General features: G+C 65.6%; 27 protein-coding genes. 16 read left to right on the forward strand and 11 right to left on the reverse strand.

Annotated features, from left to right (window positions below; translation table 11 throughout):
* Positions 1-89: 89 nt before the first annotated feature.
* On the reverse strand, positions 90-878 hold the full coding sequence (locus ACQPZ2_RS07565) for a hypothetical protein (protein ID WP_433524892.1): 789 nt from the start codon (positions 876-878) through the stop codon (positions 90-92).
* A 431-nt stretch (positions 879-1,309) separates the two neighbouring features.
* Positions 1,310-1,960: a TetR/AcrR family transcriptional regulator gene (locus ACQPZ2_RS07570; protein WP_433524893.1), complete on the reverse strand. Its 651-nt coding sequence runs from the start codon at positions 1,958-1,960 to the stop codon at positions 1,310-1,312.
* A gap of 138 nt (positions 1,961-2,098) precedes the next feature.
* On the opposite strand from ACQPZ2_RS07570, the gene ACQPZ2_RS07575 reads away from it, so the two are divergent.
* Both ACQPZ2_RS07575 and ACQPZ2_RS07580 read left to right on the forward strand, forming a co-directional pair.
* A complete protein-coding gene (locus ACQPZ2_RS07575) occupies positions 2,099-3,583 on the forward strand; it encodes a long-chain-fatty-acid--CoA ligase (protein ID WP_433524894.1) in 1,485 nt (494 codons plus the stop codon).
* Positions 3,584-3,815: 232 nt separating this feature from the next.
* Positions 3,816-4,961 carry an esterase/lipase family protein gene (locus tag ACQPZ2_RS07580; protein ID WP_433524895.1) on the forward strand — a complete coding sequence of 382 codons (1,146 nt, stop codon included), beginning with the start codon at positions 3,816-3,818 and terminating at the stop codon, positions 4,959-4,961.
* 82 nt (positions 4,962-5,043) lie between these two features.
* Here ACQPZ2_RS07580 and ACQPZ2_RS07585 read toward each other — a convergent pair whose 3' ends face one another.
* From ACQPZ2_RS07585 to ACQPZ2_RS07605, 5 genes are all read right to left on the reverse strand, one after another.
* Positions 5,044-5,415, reverse strand: coding sequence for a hypothetical protein (locus ACQPZ2_RS07585; protein WP_433524896.1), 372 nt, complete (start codon positions 5,413-5,415; stop codon positions 5,044-5,046).
* Positions 5,412-5,897 (reverse strand): roadblock/LC7 domain-containing protein, encoded by a 486-nt coding sequence (locus ACQPZ2_RS07590; RefSeq protein WP_433524897.1) that lies wholly within the window; start codon positions 5,895-5,897, stop codon positions 5,412-5,414. Before ACQPZ2_RS07590 ends, ACQPZ2_RS07585 begins: the two co-directional genes overlap by 4 nt.
* Positions 5,894-6,694 carry a hypothetical protein gene (locus tag ACQPZ2_RS07595; protein WP_433524898.1) on the reverse strand — a complete coding sequence of 267 codons (801 nt, stop codon included), beginning with the start codon at positions 6,692-6,694 and terminating at the stop codon, positions 5,894-5,896. Before ACQPZ2_RS07595 ends, ACQPZ2_RS07590 begins: the two co-directional genes overlap by 4 nt.
* Positions 6,684-7,052: a hypothetical protein gene (locus ACQPZ2_RS07600; protein WP_245720741.1), complete on the reverse strand. Its 369-nt coding sequence runs from the start codon at positions 7,050-7,052 to the stop codon at positions 6,684-6,686. Before ACQPZ2_RS07600 ends, ACQPZ2_RS07595 begins: the two co-directional genes overlap by 11 nt.
* A gap of 385 nt (positions 7,053-7,437) precedes the next feature.
* Positions 7,438-8,025, reverse strand: a complete 588-nt coding sequence (locus ACQPZ2_RS07605; RefSeq protein ID WP_433524899.1) for a TetR/AcrR family transcriptional regulator — start codon at positions 8,023-8,025, stop codon at positions 7,438-7,440.
* Positions 8,026-8,164: 139 nt separating this feature from the next.
* Between ACQPZ2_RS07605 and ACQPZ2_RS07610 the strand changes: the two genes are divergently transcribed.
* From ACQPZ2_RS07610 to ACQPZ2_RS07625, 4 genes are all read left to right on the forward strand, one after another.
* The gene (locus ACQPZ2_RS07610; protein WP_433524900.1) at positions 8,165-9,655 is read left to right on the forward strand and encodes a DHA2 family efflux MFS transporter permease subunit; all 1,491 of its coding nucleotides are present in this window, start codon (positions 8,165-8,167) and stop codon (positions 9,653-9,655) included.
* A 58-nt stretch (positions 9,656-9,713) separates the two neighbouring features.
* Positions 9,714-10,085: a nuclear transport factor 2 family protein gene (locus tag ACQPZ2_RS07615; RefSeq protein ID WP_433524901.1), complete on the forward strand. Its 372-nt coding sequence runs from the start codon at positions 9,714-9,716 to the stop codon at positions 10,083-10,085.
* A 513-nt stretch (positions 10,086-10,598) separates the two neighbouring features.
* Complete coding sequence (locus tag ACQPZ2_RS07620) at positions 10,599-11,408, forward strand: AfsR/SARP family transcriptional regulator (protein ID WP_433524902.1); 810 nt, start codon at positions 10,599-10,601, stop codon at positions 11,406-11,408.
* 30 nt (positions 11,409-11,438) lie between these two features.
* Positions 11,439-11,843, forward strand: coding sequence for a helix-turn-helix transcriptional regulator (locus ACQPZ2_RS07625; RefSeq protein WP_433524903.1), 405 nt, complete (start codon positions 11,439-11,441; stop codon positions 11,841-11,843).
* A 43-nt stretch (positions 11,844-11,886) separates the two neighbouring features.
* On the opposite strand, the gene ACQPZ2_RS07630 is transcribed toward ACQPZ2_RS07625, so the two are convergent.
* Genes ACQPZ2_RS07630 through ACQPZ2_RS07640 form a run of 3 tightly spaced genes read right to left on the reverse strand, consistent with a single transcriptional unit; the run spans position 11,887 to position 14,489 of the window.
* A complete protein-coding gene (locus ACQPZ2_RS07630; protein ID WP_433524904.1) occupies positions 11,887-12,960 on the reverse strand; it encodes a beta-ketoacyl synthase N-terminal-like domain-containing protein in 1,074 nt (357 codons plus the stop codon).
* 34 nt (positions 12,961-12,994) lie between these two features.
* Entirely contained in the window at positions 12,995-14,215 is a 1,221-nt protein-coding gene (locus ACQPZ2_RS07635) for a beta-ketoacyl-[acyl-carrier-protein] synthase family protein (protein WP_433524905.1), read from the reverse strand.
* Positions 14,208-14,489, reverse strand: coding sequence for an acyl carrier protein (locus tag ACQPZ2_RS07640; protein WP_433524906.1), 282 nt, complete (start codon positions 14,487-14,489; stop codon positions 14,208-14,210). Before ACQPZ2_RS07640 ends, ACQPZ2_RS07635 begins: the two co-directional genes overlap by 8 nt.
* A gap of 219 nt (positions 14,490-14,708) precedes the next feature.
* Here ACQPZ2_RS07640 and ACQPZ2_RS07645 point away from each other — a divergent pair, with 219 nt between their 5' ends.
* From ACQPZ2_RS07645 to ACQPZ2_RS07665, 5 genes are read left to right on the forward strand one after another with little or no spacing between them, the layout of a single operon-like run.
* Positions 14,709-15,698, forward strand: coding sequence for an AfsA-related hotdog domain-containing protein (locus ACQPZ2_RS07645; protein WP_433524907.1), 990 nt, complete (start codon positions 14,709-14,711; stop codon positions 15,696-15,698).
* Positions 15,695-16,339: an HAD family hydrolase gene (locus ACQPZ2_RS07650; protein WP_433524908.1), complete on the forward strand. Its 645-nt coding sequence runs from the start codon at positions 15,695-15,697 to the stop codon at positions 16,337-16,339. Before ACQPZ2_RS07645 ends, ACQPZ2_RS07650 begins: the two co-directional genes overlap by 4 nt.
* Positions 16,336-17,040, forward strand: a complete 705-nt coding sequence (locus ACQPZ2_RS07655) for an SDR family oxidoreductase (protein ID WP_433524909.1) — start codon at positions 16,336-16,338, stop codon at positions 17,038-17,040. Before ACQPZ2_RS07650 ends, ACQPZ2_RS07655 begins: the two co-directional genes overlap by 4 nt.
* A 26-nt stretch (positions 17,041-17,066) precedes the next feature.
* Positions 17,067-17,528, forward strand: coding sequence for an FAS1-like dehydratase domain-containing protein (locus ACQPZ2_RS07660; protein WP_433524910.1), 462 nt, complete (start codon positions 17,067-17,069; stop codon positions 17,526-17,528).
* A 1-nt stretch (position 17,529) separates the two neighbouring features.
* A complete protein-coding gene (locus ACQPZ2_RS07665) occupies positions 17,530-18,009 on the forward strand; it encodes a MaoC/PaaZ C-terminal domain-containing protein (protein WP_433524911.1) in 480 nt (159 codons plus the stop codon).
* A 53-nt stretch (positions 18,010-18,062) separates the two neighbouring features.
* Here the strand turns inward: ACQPZ2_RS07665 and ACQPZ2_RS07670 are convergent, their stop codons facing one another.
* On the reverse strand, positions 18,063-18,992 hold the full coding sequence (locus ACQPZ2_RS07670) for an ACP S-malonyltransferase (protein ID WP_433524912.1): 930 nt from the start codon (positions 18,990-18,992) through the stop codon (positions 18,063-18,065).
* 127 nt (positions 18,993-19,119) lie between these two features.
* Between ACQPZ2_RS07670 and ACQPZ2_RS07675 the strand changes: the two genes are divergently transcribed.
* From ACQPZ2_RS07675 to ACQPZ2_RS07695, 5 genes are all read left to right on the forward strand, one after another.
* Positions 19,120-20,172, forward strand: coding sequence for a TIGR03617 family F420-dependent LLM class oxidoreductase (locus ACQPZ2_RS07675; RefSeq protein WP_433524913.1), 1,053 nt, complete (start codon positions 19,120-19,122; stop codon positions 20,170-20,172).
* Between the two features lie 112 nt (positions 20,173-20,284).
* Complete coding sequence (locus ACQPZ2_RS07680) at positions 20,285-21,502, forward strand: acyl-CoA dehydrogenase family protein (RefSeq protein WP_433524914.1); 1,218 nt, start codon at positions 20,285-20,287, stop codon at positions 21,500-21,502.
* Between the two features lie 13 nt (positions 21,503-21,515).
* Positions 21,516-22,010: a flavin reductase family protein gene (locus ACQPZ2_RS07685; protein ID WP_433524915.1), complete on the forward strand. Its 495-nt coding sequence runs from the start codon at positions 21,516-21,518 to the stop codon at positions 22,008-22,010.
* Positions 22,011-22,170: 160 nt separating this feature from the next.
* Entirely contained in the window at positions 22,171-22,734 is a 564-nt protein-coding gene (locus tag ACQPZ2_RS07690) for a hypothetical protein (RefSeq protein ID WP_063036588.1), read from the forward strand.
* Positions 22,735-22,898: 164 nt separating this feature from the next.
* Positions 22,899-23,240, forward strand: a complete 342-nt coding sequence (locus tag ACQPZ2_RS07695; protein ID WP_433524916.1) for a hypothetical protein — start codon at positions 22,899-22,901, stop codon at positions 23,238-23,240.
* The last annotated feature ends 3 nt before the right edge of the window (positions 23,241-23,243 follow it).

A 23,243-nucleotide genomic window follows, 5' to 3' on the forward strand; every position in this document is an offset into this window, starting at 1 on the left:
TCACGCATCGGAGGTGATCGAACACAATGCAAGCGGGCCGGGCGCCTATCGGCAGCCCGGCCCGCTCGTGTCCGCTGACGTCGCGGGCGTTACCTGGTCAGTGCCGTTTCACGCGCGGGCGGGCGGCGATCGGCTGTCCTGGTTCGACGAACCATCCGGCGGCGGACCTGGGGGTCGTAAACGGCCAGGTCATCGTCGAAAGCCAGCTGTTCCCAGAGGAATACGTTGGTGTCCGATGCCTTCTGGGCGGCCTGCTCCGGCGTGCTTTCCGCCGCGGCGACATTCGGCTGGGGAGCCGAGATCAGTCGAACTGTGAAGCCGCCTTGCTTGCGCAGGCTCATGGCACCGGCGGCCAGTGCGGCACCGCATGCGGTGACGGCGCTGAGCGTGGCAGCGAAATCGAGACCGGCGCTGGCGATTCGGTGCTCACCCCCGAGGTCGATCGCCGAATTATTACCGAAGAGCCAGCTGAAAAGTCCGCTCTGGTTCGCGGATTCGGTGATTTCGCGCAACTCCGGCGCTTTGCCGTTGAGGTAGGACAAGGCGGCGAGTACGAAAAGGGCGGCGGCAATGCTGCAGCCGAGCACCAGATAGGAAAGCAGCCGACTGCGGAGCCGGAAATACATCACGGTCGCGACGACCGCACCGGCGACCGCCAGGGTGGTGAGGACGGCCCAGGTGCTACTGATGCTCACCACGGATTGGAATGAGCCGGTGGTGAATCCGTCGATTCGGCCGAAGGCGTTGGAGGTGACGGTGCCGTTGGGCCCGGTTGCCGAAATCCAGGGCTGGAACAGCAATAGGAAGGTGACCAGACCCAGACCCGGGGCACACAGATAACCCCAGTCGGATCGTAGATCGAAACGTGGTGCGGTCACCTCGCCGATGAGATCATCATCGTTCCCGGGGCGACCGAGCTGAACATTGTTTTCTTGCCAAGGCGTTGTGTGTGCCATTTCTAACCACACCTGCTGTGCCACTTCCGGTTTCGAGGAAGCGGACGCTGCGGGGCATGTCCTCCTGGGACGAATAATAGGAATTGGTACAGACGACATCGTCTGTTAACAGGAAGTTACGTTAGGACTCCGCGGTCTGCGGGGCAACGTGACCCCATGCACACGAGACTTGTGAAACGGTCGTGATACGAGACCCGCTGGGGATGATGAATTCGATGAAACTTGCTCTCTAGTAGGTGTTTTCGCGGTCGGCGAAATGTGGGGCCGCCGCGCCGGTAAGCTTGCGACAACTGCGCAGGCTGTGACCTGATAGACAGACTGCTCGGGATGCCTACCAGCGCACCGGGATCGAGCTACCGAGTGTGCGGCAGCAACCGGTAGCGCCCCTCGAGCCCATCCAGCAGCGATTCGAGACCGACCTCGAATGCGTCCTGATCGATCCGCTGCTGCCGCTCGGCGAGCAGATGTGCCTCGTTCAGGTGCGGGTACTCCTCGGCATAGACCTCGGCGTCGGCGGGGAAGCCCGCGACGAACGAGCCGAGCGACGATCCGGTGAGGAAGTAGCGCATCAGCGTGCCCACGGTGGTGGCTTCCCGGCGCGGCCAGTTCGCCGCGACCAAACCGCCGAATACGGCATCGGCCATGCGCAAAGCATTGGGCCGGAGGCCGGGTCCGCTCGCCAGTGCCGGGACGATATTGGGATGCGCGGCGACCGCGCTCCGATAGGAATGGGCCCAGCGGCGCAGTGCCGATCGCCAGTCCGGATTGTCGGCCGACAGCTCGCCGAACATCGAGGTATCCACCTCGCCGAGCACGGAATCGACCACCGCATCGATGATTTCGTCCTTGGTGCCGACGTGGTTGTACAGCGATGGTCCCTGCACGCCGAGTTCGGCGGCGAGACGGCGGGTCGAAACCGCGGCCAGCCCATCCGCATCGACGAGAGCCAACGCGGTCTCGATGATGCGCTCGTGGGTGAGCAGCGGTCGGCGGGGCCGGGCCATGTATCGCCTCCTCTCGGTGCTCGCATTCTTGCAGCAGCTGGATAAAACTTGCGCCGCTAGTTTTCGTCCCGTACGGTTGACTGGAAACTTGCGCTGCTAGTTTTGGAGAGCGATGACGAGATTCACCGGGCGTGCGGCATGAACGCGACACTGTCCCTGGCCAGCATCCCGGCCGAACAAGCGAGACGGCGACCCGGCCGGATCGCACTGATAGAAGGCGCGCAGCGGATCACCTTCGCCGAGCTGTGGCACCGGGCGCGGAGCCAGGCCGCCGCGTTGATCGAACTCGGTGTGCGGCCGGGCGACCGGGTGGCGCTGATGTGCCCGAACACCGCTGAGTTTCCGGCCGCCTACTACGCGATCATCGCCGCGGGGGCGGTGGTGGTCCCGGTGCATCTGCTGCTGACGGCGGGTGAGGCCGAACATGTGCTGCGCGACAGCGATGCTCGCCTGCTCGTGTGTCATCCGTGGTTCGCGGAGGTGGGCCGGGCGGCCGCGACCGCTGCTGGGGTATCCCTTGTCGAGCCGAATTCCCTTGATGCACAACCCATTGCGAACTTCATCACGCGGCGGCCCGAGGATCCGGCCGTGGTGTTCTACACCAGCGGGACCACCGGTCGCCCCAAGGGCGCCGAGCTCAGTCACCTGAATATGGTGCTGAACGCGACGGTGAATGCCTTCGATGCCAATGATGTTCGCAGCGACGATGTGGCACTCGGCGCGCTGCCGCTGTTCCACGTATTCGGACAGACGGTCTCGATGAATGCGACCTGGCGGGTCGGCGCCAGCCTGGTGCTGCTGCCCCGCTTCGAGGCGGCCGAGGCCATCCGCCTGATGAAAGCCCAGGGCGTCAACACTTTTCACGGCGTACCCACCATGTACGTCGGCTTGATCGACGCCGCCCGCGATCTGCCCGATCCGCCGCGACTGCGGCTGTGCATCTCCGGTGGCGCATCGCTGCCGCAACCGGTGCTGGAGGCATTCGAGGAGGTCTTCGGCGCGCGGATCCTGGAAGGCTACGGGCTGTCGGAGACCTCGCCGACGGCAGCGGTGAACCAGCCGGACTTCGGCGTGAAACCGGGGACGGTCGGACATTCGGTCTGGGGTGTCGATGTGGAGATCGCGGATCCGTCCGAAACGAAGCGGATTGCGCTGCTGCCCACCGGTGAACTCGGCGAGGTGGTCATCCGCGGTCACAACGTCTTCAACGGGTATCTCGGGAAGCCGGAGGTCACGGCGGCGGCGGTGGTCGACGGCTGGTTCCGCACCGGTGATCTGGGTGTCAAGGATGCCGACGGCTACCTGACGATCGTCGACCGGATCAAGGACATGATCATCCGCGGCGGGTTCAACGTTTACCCGACCGAGGTCGAAGAGGCGCTACTGCGGCATCCGGATATCGCCGCGGTCGCCGTCATCGGGGTGCCGGACGAGACCTACGGCGAGGAGGTCTGCGCGGTCGTCGTGCCCGCGGCGCCGGTGACCGCCGAAGACGTGATCGCCTACGGGCGTGCGCATTTGGCGAAGCACAAGTATCCGCGGCGGGTCGAATTCGTCACGGAACTTCCGCTCGGGCAGAGTCACAAGGTGCTCAAGCGAGAGCTGAAGAAGCGGTTCATCTGAGAATTTCACCCGGCCGTGGTCGGTAGAAGTAATTCGACATACGCATTATCGCGATCTTTGTGATCGCGATAATCGGTATCGGAATTGTACTGCCGATATTCGGTGTCTGCCGCCACAGCATGTCGACCGTGTTCTTGTTTCGAGAGCGCAGTGACATCGATGGAATGGGCAGTAATGATGATCTTGCCGCTTTATCACGATTGAATCACGAAGCGGCGGGAAAGGTTTTGCAATGAAGCATGGAATCGGCCGACGAGCGCTCGGTCTCGCCATTATGACCGGCGTTACCGCACTCGCCGCGAGTTCGGGCGCCGGAGTATCGACCGCGGACCCGGCCCCGCAATTTACTCAGCAGGAGCTCGTCGACTACCTGAACGCGGGCTTGCGGCCCGCACCGGACGGCAACCAGCCGAAGGCGATCGTCGACACCGGCAGCAGTTCCGGATCCGGCTCGCGCAGTCACGCAACGGCCGCCGTCGGCGAAGGCCCGGAAGTATCGGCCTACCTGGCCGCCTTCGGATACGGCCTGACCCATCCGGATGCGGCCCCACCCGGCGCGAACCGGGCGAACTGCACCCCGTCGGCCGCCCATCCCCGGCCGGTCGTGCTGGTGCACGGCACCTGGCTCAATGCCTATGACACCTTCGCGTACCTGTCGCCGCAGCTCGCCCGCGCCGGATATTGCGTCTTCGCATTCAACTACGGTCGATCCAATCTGCTGGAGGGCGGCGGTATCGCTCCCGTGCTGCCGGGGCGCTACGGCGTCGGGCCGATGGAGGATTCCGCGCGGCAATTGGGCGAATTCGTCGATCGTGTGCGGTCGGCCACCGGTGCGGATCGGGTCGATATCGTCGCGCATTCCCAGGGCGGCCCGGTTTCCAGCCGATACCTGAAGTTCGACGGCGGTGCGGACAAAGTCGACAAGTTGATCACCTTCGGCGCGACCAACCACGGCACCTCCCTGATGGGAATGGCGACACTCGGCCGATTGATCACCAATCTCGGCGTGAACATTCTCGGTTTCTACGAACCGATCATCGGTATCGCCAATATCCAGCAGGCCGTCGGCTCGGCGTTCTACGCCGCACTCAACGCAAACGGCGATACCGTGCCCGGAATCGATTACACGACTGTCGGCACCAGCCACGACGAAGTATCCAACCCCTACGAATGGACCTTCCTGCAGCCCGGCCCGGACGCGACGGTCCACAACATCACCCTCCAGGACGGCTGCCCGCAGGACATGTCCGACCACCTGACGATCATGTATTCCCCCCGCACGGCATCGATCACGCTGCGCGCCCTCGACCCCGAGGCCGACCGGAACCTGGATTGCACCTTCAATCCCTGGATGATCGGTGGCGGCGGAAAGCTCTAGCCCGCAACGCGATTCACCCCGACGCCGGGCGGTGCGGTCGATGTCCGCACCGCCCGGTTGCGAAAGGTGTTGCACCGCAAGGTCACACCTCGAGCTCCTCTTCGATGGACTTGAGACGGTGCCGGGCCAGCGCGAGGTTCGACCGGCCGCGGTCCAGGGCGATGTAGAGGAAGAGCCCCTTGGACTTGCGGCCGGTCATCGGGCGGATGATGTGGTACTGGCCGGTCAGCGTGATGAGGACGTCCTCGATATCCTCCTTGATCTGGAGCTGCTCGATGGTCCGCAGTTTGGCGCGCACCACCTCGGTATTGCCCGCCGCGGCGACCTGCAGATCCAGCGCCTTGGAACTGCCGAGCATGCCGAGGGCCATGCCGCTGCTGTAGTCGACGACGGCGGCACCGATCGCGCCGTCTATCCCCATCATGTCCTTCAGCGCCAGATCCATATTCGTCATATCGGTTCCTTTCGATCGGTTTTCCAGGTCCGGTCTTTTCCGGAGTCGGTGGCCGTCAGGTGATCGGCGATGTTGCGGGCGACCGGGCGCGATTCCAGGTGCAGGCGGCCGACATTCACCTCGGATCCGGCGAGCACCATCAGCGATGCCCAGCCCGCCGCGTAGATCACCGCGTGCCCGCCGGTCCCGTGCACCACGACCTCGTTGAATCCGCCGCCGTGCGCGGTGGCGGCCAGCTGGTACGACAGCGACAGATGGGCCGAGGCCAGCGCGGCCATGCGGGTCGGCTCGATATCGGGCGGCAGATCGTGTGCGACGAGCAGTCCGTCGCTGGAGGCGACGAGCGTGCCGGTCAGATGAGGCAGACGATCGCGTAGCACCTTCAATTCCGCCAGCACCGCCGTATTCGGTTCGGGTCCGGACATCGCCACCTTCGTCCACCTTCCCATCAACTCGCCGAGCAGTTTTTTCCGCGCGGTCACGCAAGCTCCTCCAACGCCGCGCGGAGGCGGACGAGCACATCGCGATCGACCGGCTCCCAGCTCTGCGGGGGAGTGGCAGGGTCCTGTCGCACTCGGCGCGGAAGGAACTGCCGCCGCTCGGTGACCGCGACGGCGGCCTGCCCCGCGGGCATCGGTTCGCTCGCGATGGGCATCACGTCGGGCGGCTCGATCAGTCCGGCCGCGGTCAACTCGCGCACCGCGACCAGTGCGCCATAGCTGGTGCGGCCGAGGTGGCGGGCGATGCCGGTGACGCTGCGCCTGCTGTCGGCGGCGGCTAGTACTTCGGTCTGGCCGCCGGTGAGCGTGACGCGTCTGCGCCGGACGCGGCGCACCGGCACGACGGGAGCGCGGTCGACCAGTTCCGCGGGCCATGGTTCGGCCTCCGGATCACCTCGCCGCGCGCATTCGTGCAGCAGTACCCGCGGCGGGATCTGGCAGACCGGGGCCAACCAATGCGGCGGCGCCGACCGGAATTCCGGAACAACCGGCGTGGCGAGCAGAAAGTAGGCGGCGTCGAAGACCGACAGCAATGCCAGGGTTTCCAGTCGAGGCAGGACCGGCACACGGCCCGGATCACCGGACGCGGCCCGCTGCCATTCCGCCGCGGTCGCCACACCACCCGCGATCACGAGCCGTTCCAGATCGGTGGTGCGCAGGCAATCGGCGGCGGTTATCGCGCCGTCCGCGAGGTGAAATGCGCCATCGCCCGCGCACAGCACTCCGGTGCATCTTTGCTTTTCCAGTCGCCGCAGTTCGGTCGCGACGTCAACGACCATGAGCGTCCTCGACCAATTCGCCGAGAATTGTGCGGAGTCGAAATCTCGCAATGGCCAGATTTCCGGTGTCCTCGTCGAATAGCACGTGTACGAAAAGGCGACCGTCGAAGTCGCCGTTCACCAGATTCAACAGGTGATAGCCACGGGTGCCGCACACGATGATCTCGGTGAGGTCGTCGTCGCGGTCGGTCGCCAGCGCCGGACAGCCGAGCACAGTGCGGACCACATCGGTGGTGGTAGCGGCGTCCTCGTGTTGATCGACGTGGTCGTGCCGACCCGCCGCGGCGATCGCCAGACCGCTCGCGCTGTCCACCATCGTCACGCTGCGCGCACCGGGAATGTCCATGATGCGTTTCAAGCAGTCGTCGATACCGATCACCGCGTCCGGCCTGTCATTTCGGGGATTCCAGCGGTCCAGACGCTACACACTGCGGACGGGTGATGGAAGACGAATTCTTCAGATTGCTCGGCGGGCGACGTATTTCCGCCGGATGCGCGGATAAGAATACCTTTCGGTATCAATACCTTTCGGTATCAAAAATGTCGGTCCGGCTGAATGTGGCACGGAATCCCCACTTTTCGGCAGCCAGTGCTCGAATGCCATTCGGTATTAACGACTGTTGACACCGAGGTAGCGAGAATCGCTGCGGTAGTAGAGAACCGGCATTTTGATCAGCAAACGTGTATATCCAGCATAGCTACTGTCTGGCGATCACTCGACCAGGCGGCCGGGAGGGTAAAACTCAGTGCGGCGCGAGGCTTTGCAGGGCCAGTGCGATCAGTCGCGGCATGACCGTCGCACCCTCGACGGTCCTGGGCTCGTGCAGATGTTCGGCGAGGGTGAGGTGGACCTGGCCGTGCAGCATGGCCCAGATCAGCGCGGCGATCTCGCGAACATCGCCGGGGACGAGGATGCGGTCACGCTGCGCGTCGGCGACGAGTTCGTAGAAGTACGCGGCGCATTCGTCGGCGGCGTCGAGCAGCACCTGGCCGGGGGACTGGATCTGGTAGTCGCCGAATTCGAGGCGGTAGTGGTCGGGGCGGTCCATCGCACCGCGGACGTAGGCGAGGCAGGCGCGGTAAAGCGGGGTGCCCTCACCTGTCGTATCGGCGGCCGCCTGCCGCATCTGGTCGATCAACCAGGTCAGATTCTCCGCCGCCACCGTACTGAGCAGCGCGTCCTTGTCCTGGAAGTGGCGGTATGGCGCGGTCCGCGACACTCCGGTCGCGGCACCGACCGCGCGCAGCGTGACATGGTCCGGACCACCCTTGGTCAGCAACTCGCTGGCCGCGGCTACCAGGGCTGTGCGGGTGTCGACGGCTTTGTTCATCAAACGAGCATAAAAGAAAGTTGACGCTGTCCACAGGGGCGGTTAGGTTGACACGGTCAACACGATATCCGGTGTCCGAGGGGGACGACCCGTGACCGAGATTATTCCCCACCCCCGAAGGTGGGCGATCCTATCCATAATGTGCCTGGCGCTCATCGTCGCCGGGCTCGACACCCTGATCATCACGATGGCCCTACCGTCCATCCAGGACCAGCTCAGCGCGACGCCCGGCGAGTTGCAGTGGATGGTGGACGCCTATTCGCTGGCATTCGCGGCGCCGATTCTGTTCGCCGGTGGACTCGTCGATCGCTTCGGTCGCCGGCTCGGCTTCATCAGCGGCATGGTGGTTTTCCTCATCGCCTCCATCGCCGCGGTGCTCGCGGGCAGTGCGGCCACGCTCATCGCGGCCCGGGTCGGGATGGGCCTGGGTGCGGCGCTGATCATGCCGTCCACATTGTCGCTGATCCGGCATATCTTTCCGCCGGAGGAGCGGGCCAAGGCGATGGGCATCTGGGTGGGCGCGGCCTCGCTCGGCGTCCCGCTCGGACCCGTGATCGGCGGCGTCCTGCTGGAGAATTTCTGGTGGGGGTCGGTCTTCCTGATCAACCTGCCGCTCATCGGTGCGGCGCTGATCGGCTGCCTACTGCTCATTCCGGAATCGCGCAACGAGGACCATCCGGGTCTGGATACGGTCGGTCTGGTGCTGTCGGTGGCGGGTCTGCTCGCGGCCGTCGACGGCATCATCGAGGCGCCCGCCCACGGCTGGACCTCGGCGCGCACCCTGATCCTGGTCATCGGTGGTGTCGCGGTGCTCGCCGGATTCATCGTCTGGGAGCGCCGTGCGCGCAATCCGATGCTCAGCGATGCGGTCTTCCGTGACCGCCGCTTCGGCGGCCCGCTGGTGACGATCTCGACCCTGTCCTTCGGACTGTTCGGCGCGCTGTTCCTGGTCACGCTGTATCTGCAATTCGCGCTCGGTTATGAGCCGCTGAAGGCGGGCGCGCACATGCTCGCGCTGTGCACGATGATGTTCGCCGCGCCGTTGGCCACCAAGTTGGTCGAGCGGTTCGGGCTCGGCCCGGTGTCGATGTTCGGCCTGGTGCTGATGGTGGTCTCGCTTCTCGTGCTCGCCGCCGGTGACGCACCGTCGAGCGGTCGGGTGCTGCTCGCGCTCGGGGTGATGGGCATCGGCGTCGGATTCGGCACCGCGCCCTCGACGAATTCGGTGCTGGAGGCCACGCCCGCGCACCAGTCCGGCGCCGGATCCGCGGTCGCCGATGTCGCGTTCCAGTTGGGCGGTGCGCTCGGCATCGCGGTCATGGGCAGTGTGGTGACGACCAGCTATCGCAACGGCGTGACTGTTCCGGACGGTCTGTCGCCGAGCCTGCACGAGGCGGCGGCCAGTTCGATCGGCGGCGCCGCCGCGGCCGCCCGCTTCCTCGGTGACGGCGGCGCCCGGCTGTTGGCCTCGGCGACCGATGCCTTCCTCGACGGGGTGCGCTCGGCGACGATCATCGGCGCGGTGGTGGCCGCCGTCGGGGCAGTGCTCGCGGCCATTGTGCTGCCGCGCGGACGCGTGGAATCGCCCGCATCCGAAGCCGAGGAATTGCGCGGCGACCTGGTGGCCTGAAACGTCGGGCCGGAGCCCTCCGACCCGTTTTGTGCAAAAATCAACGAAAGGACGAATTATGAGCTCGGCAAATCTGGACGCTTTCATCAGCGACTACTTCGGCATGTGGAACGAGACCGACGAGGGTAAGCGCCACGCCGCGATCGAGGCGATGTGGGCCGACGCGGCGGCATTTCACATCTCACCGGCCGGGGCGAGCTTCACGGGAGTCTCGGACATCCGGGCGAATATCGACCGGGTGAACAAGCAGAACATCCAGGAGGCCGGTTTCCGGTTCCGGCATGTCAACACCGTGGCGAACCACGATTCGGTCGCATTGCAGTGGGAAATGGTGGACGGCAGTGACCAGGTTGTCGGCGCCGGTCGGGATTTCATCCTGCGTGGCGCGGACGGCCGGATGAATGCCGTCTACATGTTCATGGGTCTGTGATCGGGTAGGGGTGTGATCCCGCGATAGCTGCTGGGACGGAGGGCATTCCAGGAATATCGCAGCAGGATGCGTTTGGTCCCGGGCGGACGGCGGAATCGTAATGATTCGCCCCGCCCGGGATCTTCGCGTATGCGTCGGCGGCCACTCGCATCGGTGGTCCGCCGATCTTGTGTTTGCGCATCGATAACCGTGCGAAAATTAATTGCCCCCATTTTCGGTGGCATCGGAAGTCGGGCCGTAACAAACCGTGCTGTCCGGTAGATAAAAGGGTGGGTAGGGTTTATCCGGCTACGGAATTCTCTGATTCGAAGAGACGAGCGTCTCGTGGAATTACCTGAATTTTTCGTGTGTATTCGTCGGATGAGCCGATTGCGATCTGGCACACATCGACGGTCGTGGAAAATCTTGATAGCTTTGGTCGAGGATGTGCAGCGTCGCACAGATCGAATTCCTCGATTCGCTTTTTCTGGCAACCATAATACCGGGGGGTATTCGGTGAACACTGTAAATTCGATGAAATCGCACGCTCGGGAGCAATTCCCGCAGTCGCCATACCGTGTGCTCGGCCCGCTGAAGGTGCCAGGTGTCGTCCGGGGCCCGAAGGTGCGGCGACTGATGGCCCTACTGCTGGTCAATGCCGGTGAGGTGGTCTCGATGGACGCCATGGTCGACGAGTTGTGGGGTAACAACCCACCGAGTCAGGCCACCTCCACCGCTCGCACGCACGTCTATCACCTGCGCAAGATGCTCGCCGGGGGGTCGGCGCTGTCGACCGTGGAGGGTGCGGATGCGTTGGTCACCTGGCCGTGTGGCTATCAGCTGTGCGTACCGGACCAGCAGATCGACAGCCGGATCTTCGGTCAGCTCGTCGATCGGGGGCGCACCCAGTCGCACGCCGGTGCGTTCGCGGAGGCCAGGGAAAGCCTGCAGTCGGCACTGGCGCTGTGGCGGGGCCGGGCCCTGGCCGATCTGGTGCTCGGTGAAATCCTGTCCCGCCACGTCGCCCATCTGCACGATCTCAAAACCCGCGCGCAGGAGCTGCGCATCGAGGCCGATATGCGGTTGGGGCTGCATCGTGACCTCATTCCGGAACTGCGCAGCCTGATCGCGCTCGATCCGCTGAACGAGTGGTTGCACGCGCGCCTGATCGAGGCACTGCACGCCAGCGGGCGTCGCAGCGAGGCGCTGCGGGCCTATCACGAACTGCGCGTGCTGCTCGACCGCGAATTGGGTCTCGGCCCGAGCGATGAGCTGCGCCGGCTGCAGCGCGAGATCCTGACCGCCGATGCGCAGCCGCCCGCGCTGCGTCCCGTCGCTCGATGACGCGGCGGTAGTCAGCGGATGGGGGCGGGCATGTCGCTTCGAGGAGAGAAACCGGATCTGCAGCTGCGGGTCGGCAACCGTGTCGAGTTGGCCGGTCGGCTGCTCGAGCAGTACGCGCACACCTGGCCGCCGGAGCCGGAGGTTCTGCGGCGGGCACGGTCGGCGCTCGATGATGCGCTGGCGGCGTTGGGGGAGGATGCGGTTCCGGTGCCATCGGGCCGGAACCTACTGTCTCCACGAGAGCGCGAGATCGTCGATCTGGTGGCAATGGCATTGAGCAACAGGCAGATCGCGGTTCGATTGGCGATTACGGAGGGGACCGTCAAACGGCATCTGCGCAATATCTTCACCAAACTCGGTGCGGTATCGCGGCTCGATGTGGTGAACAAGGCAGGCGGACAAGCGGGTTCGGATCCGGCGATGCGCGGCGCATGAAACGGGCCGGAACCTCGATCGGTTCCGGCCCGTTTCGCCGAAGCTATCGGTTGCGGACGACCAGGCACCCCACATTTCCATCGAGACCGACCGTGGTGACCAGACCGATAGCCCCCGCGGCCGATTCCTCGCGTTTCCAGGTCGCCAGCAGTGCGGCGAGTTGCAGTGCGCCACTTGCGCTATAGGTGTCGCCGACGACCGCGGACGTATCGATCCGACGCGGCTCACCGACGGTGGCGCCGAGCGCGCGTTGTTCGGCGCGAGCCAGGCCGGAATTCCGGCTCGCCGTCACCGCGACGGCGTCGACGTCCTCCGCTGTCACACCACTGCGTTGCAGCGCGCGATTGATTCGGACGGCGAGACCGTCACCGAGCTGTTGCCGCGGCCCGGCCAATCCGATCTCGCAGGCCAGCAGTTCGGCCACCGGCTGCTCGACGGTGTCGGCATCGGCCACCGCGAACAAAGCGCACCCCTCGCCCATAGGCGCTGTGGCGGGCAGTAATTCGGCCTGCCGCCAACCCCAGGCATACGGCGCGGACAGCTCCTCGACACCACCGGCGAGCAGGCGATCGGCCCGGCCGAGGGCGATCGCCATCCGGGCATACCGGAAGGCGAGCAGACTGGATGCGGCACCACCGGACAGCGTGGCATTGACGCCCTTCAGCTGATGCCGGATCGCGATATGACCGGCGGTGCTGTTCATCACCGTATTGGGGATCTGCGCCGGATTGACCAGATAGGGCAGATCCTGGCGCAGGGTGTCCTGGGTGACCGCGATCTGCGTGCGCAGGCTGCCCGCGGCGGTGCCGAGCGCCACCCCGGAGGTGGTCGGCTCGTCGGGCCAATTCGCCTCGGCCAGTGCGAGTTCCGCCGCGACCACGCCGATCGCGGCGGATCGGTCCATGACTCGTCGGCCCTTGCGGCCGAGGTGCGCGTCCCAGTCCAATTCGGGCAGCGCACGCACGGGATGCGGCGGGAATTCCGATGCGTCCGGTGTGTGCGGTTCGCTGTTGCCGGTTCGGCCGTCGGCGAGGTGGTCGGCGAGTGCGGTCAGGCCGGTGCCCGCCGGTGACAGGACGCCGCAGCCGGTCACGGCCACGGGGGAAGCGATGCTCATGCGAGCCTCCAGGAGGTTATCGACACGCGGTGATTCAACGGACCGCGCCGAGGATGACGACGGCGTTATTGCCGCCGAAGGCGAACCCGTGGTTCTCGACGATGGCGGGCGTGGCAGGACGCGCCGTACCCGGCACCGGGTCCAGGCCGGCGCCGAGCCGCGGGTCCAGGGTGGACAGGTTGGCCGTCGGCGGGAGGAACCCCTCCGACAGCGCGAGGCAGCAGGCCGTCGCGCCGAATCCGCTTGCGGCGCCGAAGGAATGGCCGAGCATCGATTTGATCGAGCTCATCGGCGGTATGCGTTCGCCGAACACCGCACGGACCGCCGTCGCCTCGGTGGCGTCATTGGTCGGGGTGCCGGTGCCATGCGCGCAGATGTAATCGATATCGGCCGGGGCGACGTCTGCCGCCTGATGGGCCAGCCGGATGCAGTCGGCGATGCTGTCCGAATCCGGGTTGACCATATGTCGCGCATCGCAATTCATGCCGTAGCCCAAAACCTCGGCGTAGATGCGCGCGCCACGGGCCTGTGCAGACGCCAGCGTCTCGACGAACAGCGCGACACCACCCTCCGCCGAGAGCGTGCCCGCCCGATCCTTGTCGAAGGGCAGGCAGCTCTGCGGAGCGAGCGCGCCGATGCTGTAGAAACCGGCGTGCGCGGCCCGGTTCACCGATTCGGCGCCACCGGCCAGGATGAAATCCGCCTCGCCGGTGCGCACCAGATCATAGGCATAGCCGAGTGCGAAATTGCTTGCGCCACAGGCGGTCGGCACGGTCTGGGCCTCGCCGTCCAGCCGCAGTTCGGTATTCACCGCCGCGGCGATCTGGCCGAGCGGCACCTGACGCACGAGCCGCCCGTCGAGGCTCTTGTAGCCGTCGGCGTACCACTGCTCGGTGAGCTGTTGCAGCGGGATCGTCTCGCCGCCGGTGGTACCCATGATCGAGCCCGCCGCCGAGCGTGAAAGCAACTCCGGATCGATGCCCGAGTCGGTGACGGCCTGGCGGGCCGCCACCGCGGCGAACAGACTGCTACGCCCCCACCGGCTCGGATCCAGATGCGAAAGTCCGGCGGCGGGATCGAAATCGGGGATCTCGCCCGCCTGCACATACGGGAATCCGGAGACGTCGAAGCTGGTGATCTCGCGAGTCCCGACGGTACCGGCCCGGATCGCGGCGCCGAACGCCGCGATTCCGGTGCCGATGGGGCTCACCACGCCGAGGCCGGTGATCACCACCCGGCGCTGGGGTTCAGGCATCGATGGTCTCCCCGTCCAGGATGCGCTGCACGAGTGCGGCCACCGCGTCCAGCGTCGTCAGCTTCGGCAGTTGGGTGCGCGGGATCGCGACCTTCAGTTCCTTCTCGAACCGGGACACGATGGTGATCAGTGACAGTGAATCGGCGTCGTAATCGTCCACGAACGCACCGGTATCGGTGAGTTCGTCGGGATTCAGCTCGAGTTCCTCGGTGATGATCCGGCGCATCTGCGGCAGCAGATCGGAAATGGCGTGCGGCTGGGTTTCGATGGTCATGACATTTGCTCCTTCGCGGATCGGTACGAACTCGACGGTAGAAACTCGGCCACCGAATTGGGAAGGCGCGGGGCGAATGATCGGTCGAAAGTGATATCCGCGCACGGAATTTGGAGATCGCCTTGACGCTTCTTTGATCTCGCGGTCCGGACCGGTTTTATTTCGACCGTCGATTATGTGGTCGGTAGCTATTAGCAGCCCTGGAGAGAGGGGGACGCGATGGAAGTGGACGTCACATCGGAATGGCGGCTCGATACCGAGTTGTCGTTCGACCGCACAATCGACCGGCATCGAGTACACCGGGCGGCGGTCGCCGAGGTATTCCTCACCGACGTGCGCGCACTGGACGAACAGCGGATCGTCGCGGCGAGCCAATTGCCCATCGACCACAGCTATTTCGGTGATCACACCCAGCAGCTGCCGGTCGTCGATCCGCTGCTGGTGATGGAGGTGGGGCGGCAGGCGTCCTTGGCGGGTGCGCACGAATCGGGTGTGCCGAACGGCGCCGCAATGATCTCGGAGGATTTCGATCTGCGGATCATCGATCCGGGCGCGCTGCGCATCGGCGCGGCACCGGTCGAGCTACTGCTGGATTGTGTATTCACCTGGACGCGCGTGCGGCGCGGCCGACTCCGAGCGGGCGTCTGTGAGCAGGCGATCTTCCGGGACGGGCAGCTGGTCGCCAGCCATCGCACCACCGGGCAGATCCTGACCAAGAACGAACTCGACGCGCTGCGCACCGCCCAGCGCGGAACCCCCGCGCCGTGGACGGCCGACCTGGTCGACGTGCCGGATCCGGCCGCGGTGCCGTCCGGGCTGGTCGGCCGGTGCAACCCGCACAATGTGGTGCTCGCCGATCTGCGGCGCGGCCGGGACGAACTGGCCGCGCGGGTGGCGCCGCGCTGGTCCAATCGTGCGCTGTTCGACCACTCCTACGACCACCTGACCATGCAGATTCTCACCGAGGCCGCCCGCCAGCTCGCACTGACCGGTGTGGACGACGGTTCCGGTGTGGCACTGCGGGATTGGCAGGTCACCGGGCTGACCGGCACATTCAGCCGGTTCGCCGAACTGGATGCGGTCGTGACGGTCCGCGCCTCGATACCGGTGCCGTCCGACGGTGAGCTCGTCGTGCCGGTGACGGTCGAACAGGACGGGCAATCCATCGCGACTGTCGAGGTCGCGCTCGTGCTCGGTGGTCTGCGATGACCGCGGTGCGGGTGGTGTGGACCGACTTCGGCGGAGTCCTCACCCCACCGGTCGCCGACACCCTCGCGACGTTCTGCGCGAACCACGGCCTGGACCGAAAGGCGTTGCTGGCGGCGATGTCCGGGGTCGCCGCTCGCTACGGCACCGACGACGCGATGGAACCACTGGACACCCCGCTGACCAGTGAGCGGGATTGGCTGCGGCAGATCTCCGACGAACTCGGCGGCACACTGCGCCTGACCACCCTCGCCGACACCTGGTTCGACGGCCGCGAGACCAATACCGCCTGGGTCGCGGAGTTGCGCGCACTGCGCAGGCGCGGCATCGGCGTGAGTCTGCTGTCGAATATGGTCCCGGCCTGGGATGCGCACTGGCGCAGGATGGTCGACGTCGACGGGCTCTTCGACCACGTGGTGCTGTCCTTCGAGGTGGGGCATCGCAAACCGACCGAGGAGATGTTCGCGCTCGCGGCTCGGCGCGCGGGTGTCCATCCATCCGAATGCGTGCTCGTCGACGATCTCGAGCGCAATTGCGCGGGAGCCGAGGCCGCGGGCTGGCGGGCCGTGCATTTCACCGACACCGAATCCGCGGCCGCGCGACTGCGGCCACTGCTTTCACCCGTCACCGGAGGTGTGCGATGACTAGATCCGTGCTGGTCACCGGAGGAAACCGGGGCATCGGCCTGGCCATTGCGACCGCCTTCGCCGAGGCGGGTGACAAGGTGGCGGTCACCTATCGCACCGGCACCCCGCCGCCCGGATTGTTCGGTGTGCGATGCGACGTCACCGAGGCCGCATCGGTGGGCCGGGCATTCGAGGAGATCAAGGCGCAGCAGGGTGCGGTGCAGGTGCTGGTCGCCAATGCCGGTTTCTCCCGCGACAATTTGTTCGCGACCCTGGATGACGCCGACTTCACCGATGTGATGGATACGAATTTCATGGGTGCGGTCCGGGCCGCCAGGGCCGCCGTGCCGGATATGATCCGAGCGCGTTGGGGCAGGCTGATTTTCGTCAGTTCGACCACCGCATTCTGGGGCAGTGGCGGGGCGAGCAATTACGCCGCGTCCAAGTCGGCTCTCGTCGGCCTGGCGCGTTCGCTGGCATGGGAATTGGGGCGGCGCAATATCACCTCGAATGTGGTCGCGCCCGGTCTGATCGATACCGACCTGACCGCGGATATTCCGACGGCGGTGCGGGAGCGGGTGCTCAACAACACTCCGCTCGGCCGCACCGGTACCGCCGCCGAGGTGGCGCCGCCGGTGCGGTTCCTGGCCAGCGCCGAAGCGTCCTACATCACCGGAGCCGTGCTCGCCGTCGGCGGCGGAATGGCGATGGGGCACTGACCTATTCAGACCGAAAGGATTCCGCAGTGAATACCGATTTCAGGGGCCGGGTCTACCCGGTGACCCGGGCATACGAGGTGAGTCGCGAGAAGATTCGCGAATTCGCCGCGGCGCTCGGTGACGACAATCCGGCCTACCACGATGTGGCCGCGGCACGGTCGCTCGGCCATCCGGATCTTGTCGCACCACCGACCTTCCTGGTCACCTTGACCCTGATGGCCGACGACCGGGCCATGTCCGATCCGGAGTTCGGGCTGGCGCGGGCCAGGCTGATGCACCGTGACCTGAACTTCACCCATCTGCGCCCGGTCCATGCCGGTGACGCGCTGACCCTGGCCGAGACCATTACCCAGGTCGACGATCTCGGCGGACACGGCGTCTTCGCCTTCCGTACCGAAATCCGTTCCACCGATGACGAATTGGTGTGTGTGGCTACTTCGTCGTTCGTGCAGCGGGCCGAAACGCCGGTAGTCGCGGAGGTGGCCTGAGATGGCATTGGTCGCCAGCACTTGGCTTTTCGATCCACTGTCCGATCGTCGGCCCACCACGGTGCCGACGTTCGATGACATCCCGGTCGGCTTCGAGATCGGTCCACGGGAGATTGCCGTCACGCGTGCGGATCTGGTCCGGTACGCCGGCGCGTCCGGTGACTTCAATCCGATCCACTGGAGCGACCGGTACGCGCGACTGGGTGGTTTGCCGCAGGTCATCATGCAGGGCGCGCTGAGCATGGGGCTGGCCAACCGCGTGCTCACCGACTGGCTCGGCGATCCGGGCGCGGTACTGGAGACCAGTGTCAGGTGCCGCGAGGCGGTGTTCGTGCCCGATGACGATGCCGGAGCGCGGATCGTGGTGGCCGCGGTGGTTGCGGCACAACTGCCGCAACGACGGGTGCGGGTGGACTTCACCGTGACCTCCGAGGGCATCAAGGTGCTCAGTCACGCGAAGGCGGTCGTGCAACTCGTCTGAGCCGCAGGTGCATGGGTGTGTCCGGGCCATCGGGTGGGCCCGGACACACTGCGTTATGCGGCCTCGGCGGTGGGGTCGATATCTTCCGGAGTGCGAATCGCCAGCGCGCGAGCCGCCGGGCGCTCGCGTTCGAGGAGTCGCGTGAGCGGCCCCGCCGGTGCGAGTTCGAGGTGCGGTGCGTCCGGGGCGGCGTGTGCGGCGATGGTCTGGGCGCACAGGTCCCAGCGGACGGGTGCGGTGATCTGGGCGATCAGTCGCTGTCGCAAGTCATCTGGACTGGCTATGAGCGCGCCGTCCGCATTGCCGACCATGGCCGAGACCGGTTCCAGGAAGCTGGCTTCAGCTGCGGCCTTTGCGAAACTCGATGTCGCCGTGACCATTGCATCGGTATGGAATGCGCCAGCGACGGTGAGCGGCACGATACGCAGTCCTTGCGGTCGCGCTTCGATGAAGGCATCGATACGGTCTTTTGTTCCGGCCGCGACGAATTGGTGGCTGCCGTTCCAATTCGCGACTGTCAGTCCGGCCGCGCCGACCGCGGCGACGATGGCCGCATCCGACGCGCCGTCGCGCTTGGTCGGCATGACGGCCGCCATACCGGTCTCGGTCACCGCGCACGCCGCCGACATGGCCGCGCCGCGCGCACCGGCAAGGGTGATCGCCGTTGTCGCGCTGACATATCCGGCGCCCGCCGCAGCGGCCAATTCGCCGACGGAATGTCCGGCGAACAGCACGTCAGCGGAATCGATCCGATCGCGCAATAGCTCGAATGAGAGTAGTGCGGCGGCGACGATCAATGGTTGCGCGATCGCGGTATCGCCCAGCATTACTTCGTCACGGCTGGCCGACACCATATCGAAGCCGACGATATCGGACCATTCGGTGATTCGCTCGAGCGCTTGCGGAACCGCCGTCAGCCAGGCATCGAGCATGCCCGGCCGCTGAACTCCCTGACCCGGCGCGGTAATGACGTAGTTGTACATGATTCGACTCTTCCGCAATGGGATCCAATGCGATTCAAACAGCGATCAAATGCATCTTTCGGGGAATCGCCGGCATGGTCCGCGAAATGTTTGCATCGTCGCAGAGACCCGATACGGAGGTATCCCCATGAGGTTCGACTTCCACACCACCTCGATGTCGCCGGAGGTGCTCGGCGACGCCGCCGCGGAACTGGAGCACGGCGGATTCGATTCCATCTGGACCGCCGAGACGAATCACGATCCGTTCGTCGGCCTGGCGCTGGCGTCCGCCCGGACCGAGCGGGTGCGGCTGGCGACGGGACTGGCGGTGGCCTTCGCCCGCAATCCCATGTCCACCGCCATGATCGCCAATGATCTGCAGTTGGTCGCGAAGGGGCGGTTCACCCTTGGCCTCGGCACCCAGAAGCAGAACCACATCACCCGCCGGTTCAGCATGCCGTGGTCCGCGCCCGCCGACAGGATGCGCGAATATGTCCTTGCGGTGCGCCAGATCTGGCATTGCTTCGGTACCGGCGAGCGGTTGCGCTTTCGCGGCGAATTCTATCGGCATACGGTGCTCAACCCGTTCTTCGACCCGGGCCCGAATCCCTATGGGCCACCGCCGATTCTGCTCGCCGGTGTCGGGCCGCGGTTGATCGAGGTGGCCGGTGAGGTCGCCGACGGATTCCTCGGACACGTCCTGACCACCCCCGAATATCTGCGGAATGTGGTGCGGCCGATCCTCGCCGACAGCCGGGCTGAGGCGGGAAAGACATTGGACGACTTCGATATTCACCTCACGCCGATCGTCGTGACCGGAACCGACGAGGTGTCCTTCGGCAAAGCGGCGGATGCGGCACGAGCGAGTATCGCGTTCTACGCGACGGTGCCCGGCTACCAGGTCGCACTGGAGTCCTGCGGGCTCGGCGATCTGCATGCCGAACTGCTCCGGGTGGCCGGTGCGGGTCGGCTCGAGGATCTGCCCGCCGTGATCGACGACGCGACGCTGGACATTCTCGGCATTGTCGGGACGCCCGCGGAGGTCGCCCGCAAGTTCTACGACCGCTTCGAGGGCTTGGCCAGCAGTGTCGCGTTTTTCGATAACAGCGGCGACGATCTGGCGCCACAGCTCGAGCTCAATGCTGCGCTGCGCACCGAACAGGCGCGGCGGCCGGATAAAAGTGCCGTGAATGCGAAATAGAAACGCCGCGAACCGAATACCACTTCCGACCGATCTTCGGCGCCGCATCTCCCGATTCGGCGCATGAGTTTCTACCGTCGAGTTCGTACCCATTCATGAAGGAGTCAGTACCGTGACCGTCGAAACCCAGCCGCACGCCATTTCACTGCCGCGCGGCATTCTGCAACCACCGCCCTCGGCGCAGGCACGAGAATGGCTGTCGCGGATCGCGAAAATCGCGCCCGTCATCGAGGAGTATCGGGAAGCCGCCGAACGGGACCGCGTCACGCCGCGCGCCGTCATCGACGCGATCCGCGATCAGGGCCTGCATCGCATATGGGTCGGCCGGGAATTCGGGGGCGAACAGCTCGATCTGGCCACCGGATCGCTGGTGCTGCGGGCGCTGGCGCGCATCGACGCATCGATCGCCTGGCAGGTCGGTGTGCAGGGTGCCATCGGCCGATTGTCGGACTATCTTCCCGAGCCGACCGCGCGAAAGCTGTTCGGGGAGAACACCGAATTGGTAGTCGGCGGTATCAACCCGAGTGGCCGTGCCGAGCGGGTGTCCGGCGGCTTCCGGCTCAGCGGCGAATGGGGGTTCGCCAGCGCGGGTGCACATGCCGAGTGGCTGGTATGCGCGGCGTTCGTCACCGAAGGCGGTGCGCCGGTAAAACGGGAGAGCGGCCCGGAAATGCGCATGGTCTTCGTGCCGAGCGCCGACGCCGAATTCAGCGATACCTGGCACACCACCGGATTGCGCGGCACCGGCAGCAATAACTACCGCGTCACAGATGTTTTCGTACCCGACGACTTCACCGTTGATCAGGCCGACTTGCTGCGTCCGCCATCGGCGCGTGCCACGCGCGCATATCCGGTGGGCTACTACGACTTCGGACCGTTCACCACCGCCTCGACCGCGGTCGGCATTGCACAGGATGCCCTCGACTCGATCAAGAAGGTCGCGATCGAGAAGACACCCGCGGGCGGCACGAGCATGCTGGCGGCCAGCCATACCGCGCAGGAAAAACTGGGCCGAGCGGAGATGCTCGTGCATTCCTCCCGGCTGCTGCTCGACGATGCGGCACAACAGGTTGCGGCGTTCGGCGAAACCGGCGGCGACGCACTCAGCGCGCTGGTGCGGCTGACCAGCTCGACCGTTGGGGAACAGGCCGTGGCCGCGGTCGATATCGCACACGCCATGGCAGGCACCAGTTCGCTCTACACCAGCAGCAGGCTCGAGCGCGCATTCCGCGATGTGCACGCGGCGGTGAAGCATATGACGCTGTCGCCGACGAATTACGAAATGGTCGGCCAGTATCTGTTGGGCGGTCCGCTGAAGATGCGCCGATAGCGAAGGGCCGACCATGACCATCGATCGAGCCGATTTTCTGGCCACCATGTCCCGGATCCCGAGCCCGGTCGCCGTTGCAACGACGATCGGGCCATCCGGCCCCGCAGGCTTCACCGGCAGCTCGTTCAGCTCGCTGTCCCTCGACCCACCCATGGCACTGATCTGCCTGGACAAATCGGCCAGCACCCACGCAACCTTTGTCTCGGCACAGCTCTTCCTGATCAATGTCCTGGCCGCCGATCAATCCGATATCGCGATGCGGTTCGCGAAATCCGGCGTCGACCGTTTCGCCGCGGGCGACATGCGACCCTGCGAGCTCGACCTACCCGGCCTCCCCGACGCCGCCGCCCGCCTGGCCTGTGAACTCGTGCAGGTCGTCGACGGCGGCGACCACAGCATCCTGACCGGCCGAGTCCATTCGACCTATGTCAGCAATCGAATGCCATTGGTCTACTGGAACAGGCTGTTCAACCAGCCGACCCCGGTCACCGAGATGGCGGGCACTTAGATCTGCGCCACGTCGCGGGCGTCGAGCCTCGGGTGTTCCCGCTTCCGCTATTGATTGCGTGGAAGTTGCTGCGGTGTTACTCGGCTTCGGCCAGGATAAGACCCGTTGGTATGCGAGTTCTTCCCGGCAACACCCACACTTTCTGGAAGGGAGCTCGAATATGGCAGCACAGGACGTAGCTGAAAAGCGGTCGATGGAAGGCGTCCACGCAGGCGACGAGATCGATGTGGCCAGGCGGGATGCGGAAATGGCGCAGATCCAGTGCCAGGCCTTCTGCAATGAGGCGCGCATAGACGCACAGAATGCCCGCCAGGCCGCGAGCCAGGCTGCGGCCCTGGCACGTCAGGTGCAGGGGCAGGCGCGGCAGGTGAACAATCAGGCCCAGATCGCGCACCAGAGCGCGATCCAGGCGGTTCAGCAGTCGCAGCAGGCTCGTCATCAGGCGCAGCAGGCCACCCATCAGGCGCAGCAGGCCCAGAGTGAGGCGGATCGGGCGCAGAGCCAGGCGCAGCAGGCCGAAAGTTTGGCGCAGCAAGCTCAGGGGGAGGCCAACCAGCTGCAGCAGCGGTCGGCCGGTGCGCAAGGTCAGGCCGATGAGGCCACCCAGTTGGCGCAGCGGGCCGAGGATCTGGCCGCGCGGGCGGAGGACCGGGCCAATCAGGCGGACATGCAGCTGAACCATCTCCGGCAGCAGACCAGGCACCTGCAGATGCTCGGCCGCTGACCAGAGCGCAGACTCGTGTGATACCGGCGACCGGCCACACCAAGCCAAGTGGTGGGGCCGGTCCCCGGGCTCGGTGCCGAAGCAGACCGTGGTGAGCGATCCGAACATCGGCAACGACTCCCATCGCGGGCCAGCGGCGACCATCGCCACCTACACTGGCCCGCATGTCTGTGCCACGGATGCTCGCATTGTCCGCGTTCGCCCTGATCACGCCCCTCGCGGTGGCGGCGTGCACGTCCGAAGGGGCCGGGTACAAGTCCGAGTGTCAGGTCAGCGGTTGTACGGTCACCTTCACGCGTGGCGTGAACGCGAAGGCCAGTGTGCTCGGCATCGAAGCGGAACTCGTCGCGGTGAAAGGCAATACGGTCACGCTGAAGGTGGCGGGTCAGCAGGTCGATATTCCGGTCGGGCAGACCCAAGCCACCAACGGGTTCAGCGCGACGGTGCAGGACGTCACCGATGACAAGGTCGTGGTTCGGATCAACACCGGCGTCAACGGCAATTGAGCC

It is taken from the genome of Nocardia pseudovaccinii, from assembly GCF_050942345.1.
GTDB lineage: Bacteria > Actinomycetota > Actinomycetes > Mycobacteriales > Mycobacteriaceae > Nocardia > Nocardia pseudovaccinii.

What these genes read in the sequence shown, in the direction of transcription:
- ACQPZ2_RS07605 (WP_433524899.1), bottom strand. Translation starts at nt 8,025, where the DNA reads ATGAACAAAGCCGTCGACACCCGCACAGCCCTGGTAGCCGCGGCCAGC.
- ACQPZ2_RS07610 (WP_433524900.1), top strand. Translation starts at nt 8,165, where the DNA reads ATGTGCCTGGCGCTCATCGTCGCCGGGCTCGACACCCTGATCATCACG.
- ACQPZ2_RS07695 (WP_433524916.1), top strand. Translation starts at nt 22,899, where the DNA reads ATGTCTGTGCCACGGATGCTCGCATTGTCCGCGTTCGCCCTGATCACG.
- ACQPZ2_RS07570 (WP_433524893.1), bottom strand. Translation starts at nt 1,960, where the DNA reads ATGGCCCGGCCCCGCCGACCGCTGCTCACCCACGAGCGCATCATCGAG.
- ACQPZ2_RS07690 (WP_063036588.1), top strand. Translation starts at nt 22,171, where the DNA reads ATGGCAGCACAGGACGTAGCTGAAAAGCGGTCGATGGAAGGCGTCCAC.
- ACQPZ2_RS07575 (WP_433524894.1), top strand. Translation starts at nt 2,099, where the DNA reads ATGAACGCGACACTGTCCCTGGCCAGCATCCCGGCCGAACAAGCGAGA.
- ACQPZ2_RS07675 (WP_433524913.1), top strand. Translation starts at nt 19,120, where the DNA reads ATGAGGTTCGACTTCCACACCACCTCGATGTCGCCGGAGGTGCTCGGC.
- ACQPZ2_RS07685 (WP_433524915.1), top strand. Translation starts at nt 21,516, where the DNA reads ATGACCATCGATCGAGCCGATTTTCTGGCCACCATGTCCCGGATCCCG.
- ACQPZ2_RS07670 (WP_433524912.1), bottom strand. Translation starts at nt 18,992, where the DNA reads ATGTACAACTACGTCATTACCGCGCCGGGTCAGGGAGTTCAGCGGCCG.
- ACQPZ2_RS07585 (WP_433524896.1), bottom strand. Translation starts at nt 5,415, where the DNA reads ATGACGAATATGGATCTGGCGCTGAAGGACATGATGGGGATAGACGGC.
- ACQPZ2_RS07635 (WP_433524905.1), bottom strand. Translation starts at nt 14,215, where the DNA reads ATGCCTGAACCCCAGCGCCGGGTGGTGATCACCGGCCTCGGCGTGGTG.
- ACQPZ2_RS07630 (WP_433524904.1), bottom strand. Translation starts at nt 12,960, where the DNA reads ATGAGCATCGCTTCCCCCGTGGCCGTGACCGGCTGCGGCGTCCTGTCA.
- ACQPZ2_RS07625 (WP_433524903.1), top strand. Translation starts at nt 11,439, where the DNA reads ATGTCGCTTCGAGGAGAGAAACCGGATCTGCAGCTGCGGGTCGGCAAC.
- ACQPZ2_RS07665 (WP_433524911.1), top strand. Translation starts at nt 17,530, where the DNA reads ATGGCATTGGTCGCCAGCACTTGGCTTTTCGATCCACTGTCCGATCGT.
- ACQPZ2_RS07650 (WP_433524908.1), top strand. Translation starts at nt 15,695, where the DNA reads ATGACCGCGGTGCGGGTGGTGTGGACCGACTTCGGCGGAGTCCTCACC.
- ACQPZ2_RS07595 (WP_433524898.1), bottom strand. Translation starts at nt 6,694, where the DNA reads ATGGTCGTTGACGTCGCGACCGAACTGCGGCGACTGGAAAAGCAAAGA.
- ACQPZ2_RS07640 (WP_433524906.1), bottom strand. Translation starts at nt 14,489, where the DNA reads ATGACCATCGAAACCCAGCCGCACGCCATTTCCGATCTGCTGCCGCAG.
- ACQPZ2_RS07580 (WP_433524895.1), top strand. Translation starts at nt 3,816, where the DNA reads ATGAAGCATGGAATCGGCCGACGAGCGCTCGGTCTCGCCATTATGACC.
- ACQPZ2_RS07655 (WP_433524909.1), top strand. Translation starts at nt 16,336, where the DNA reads ATGACTAGATCCGTGCTGGTCACCGGAGGAAACCGGGGCATCGGCCTG.
- ACQPZ2_RS07615 (WP_433524901.1), top strand. Translation starts at nt 9,714, where the DNA reads ATGAGCTCGGCAAATCTGGACGCTTTCATCAGCGACTACTTCGGCATG.
- ACQPZ2_RS07620 (WP_433524902.1), top strand. Translation starts at nt 10,599, where the DNA reads ATGAAATCGCACGCTCGGGAGCAATTCCCGCAGTCGCCATACCGTGTG.
- ACQPZ2_RS07645 (WP_433524907.1), top strand. Translation starts at nt 14,709, where the DNA reads ATGGAAGTGGACGTCACATCGGAATGGCGGCTCGATACCGAGTTGTCG.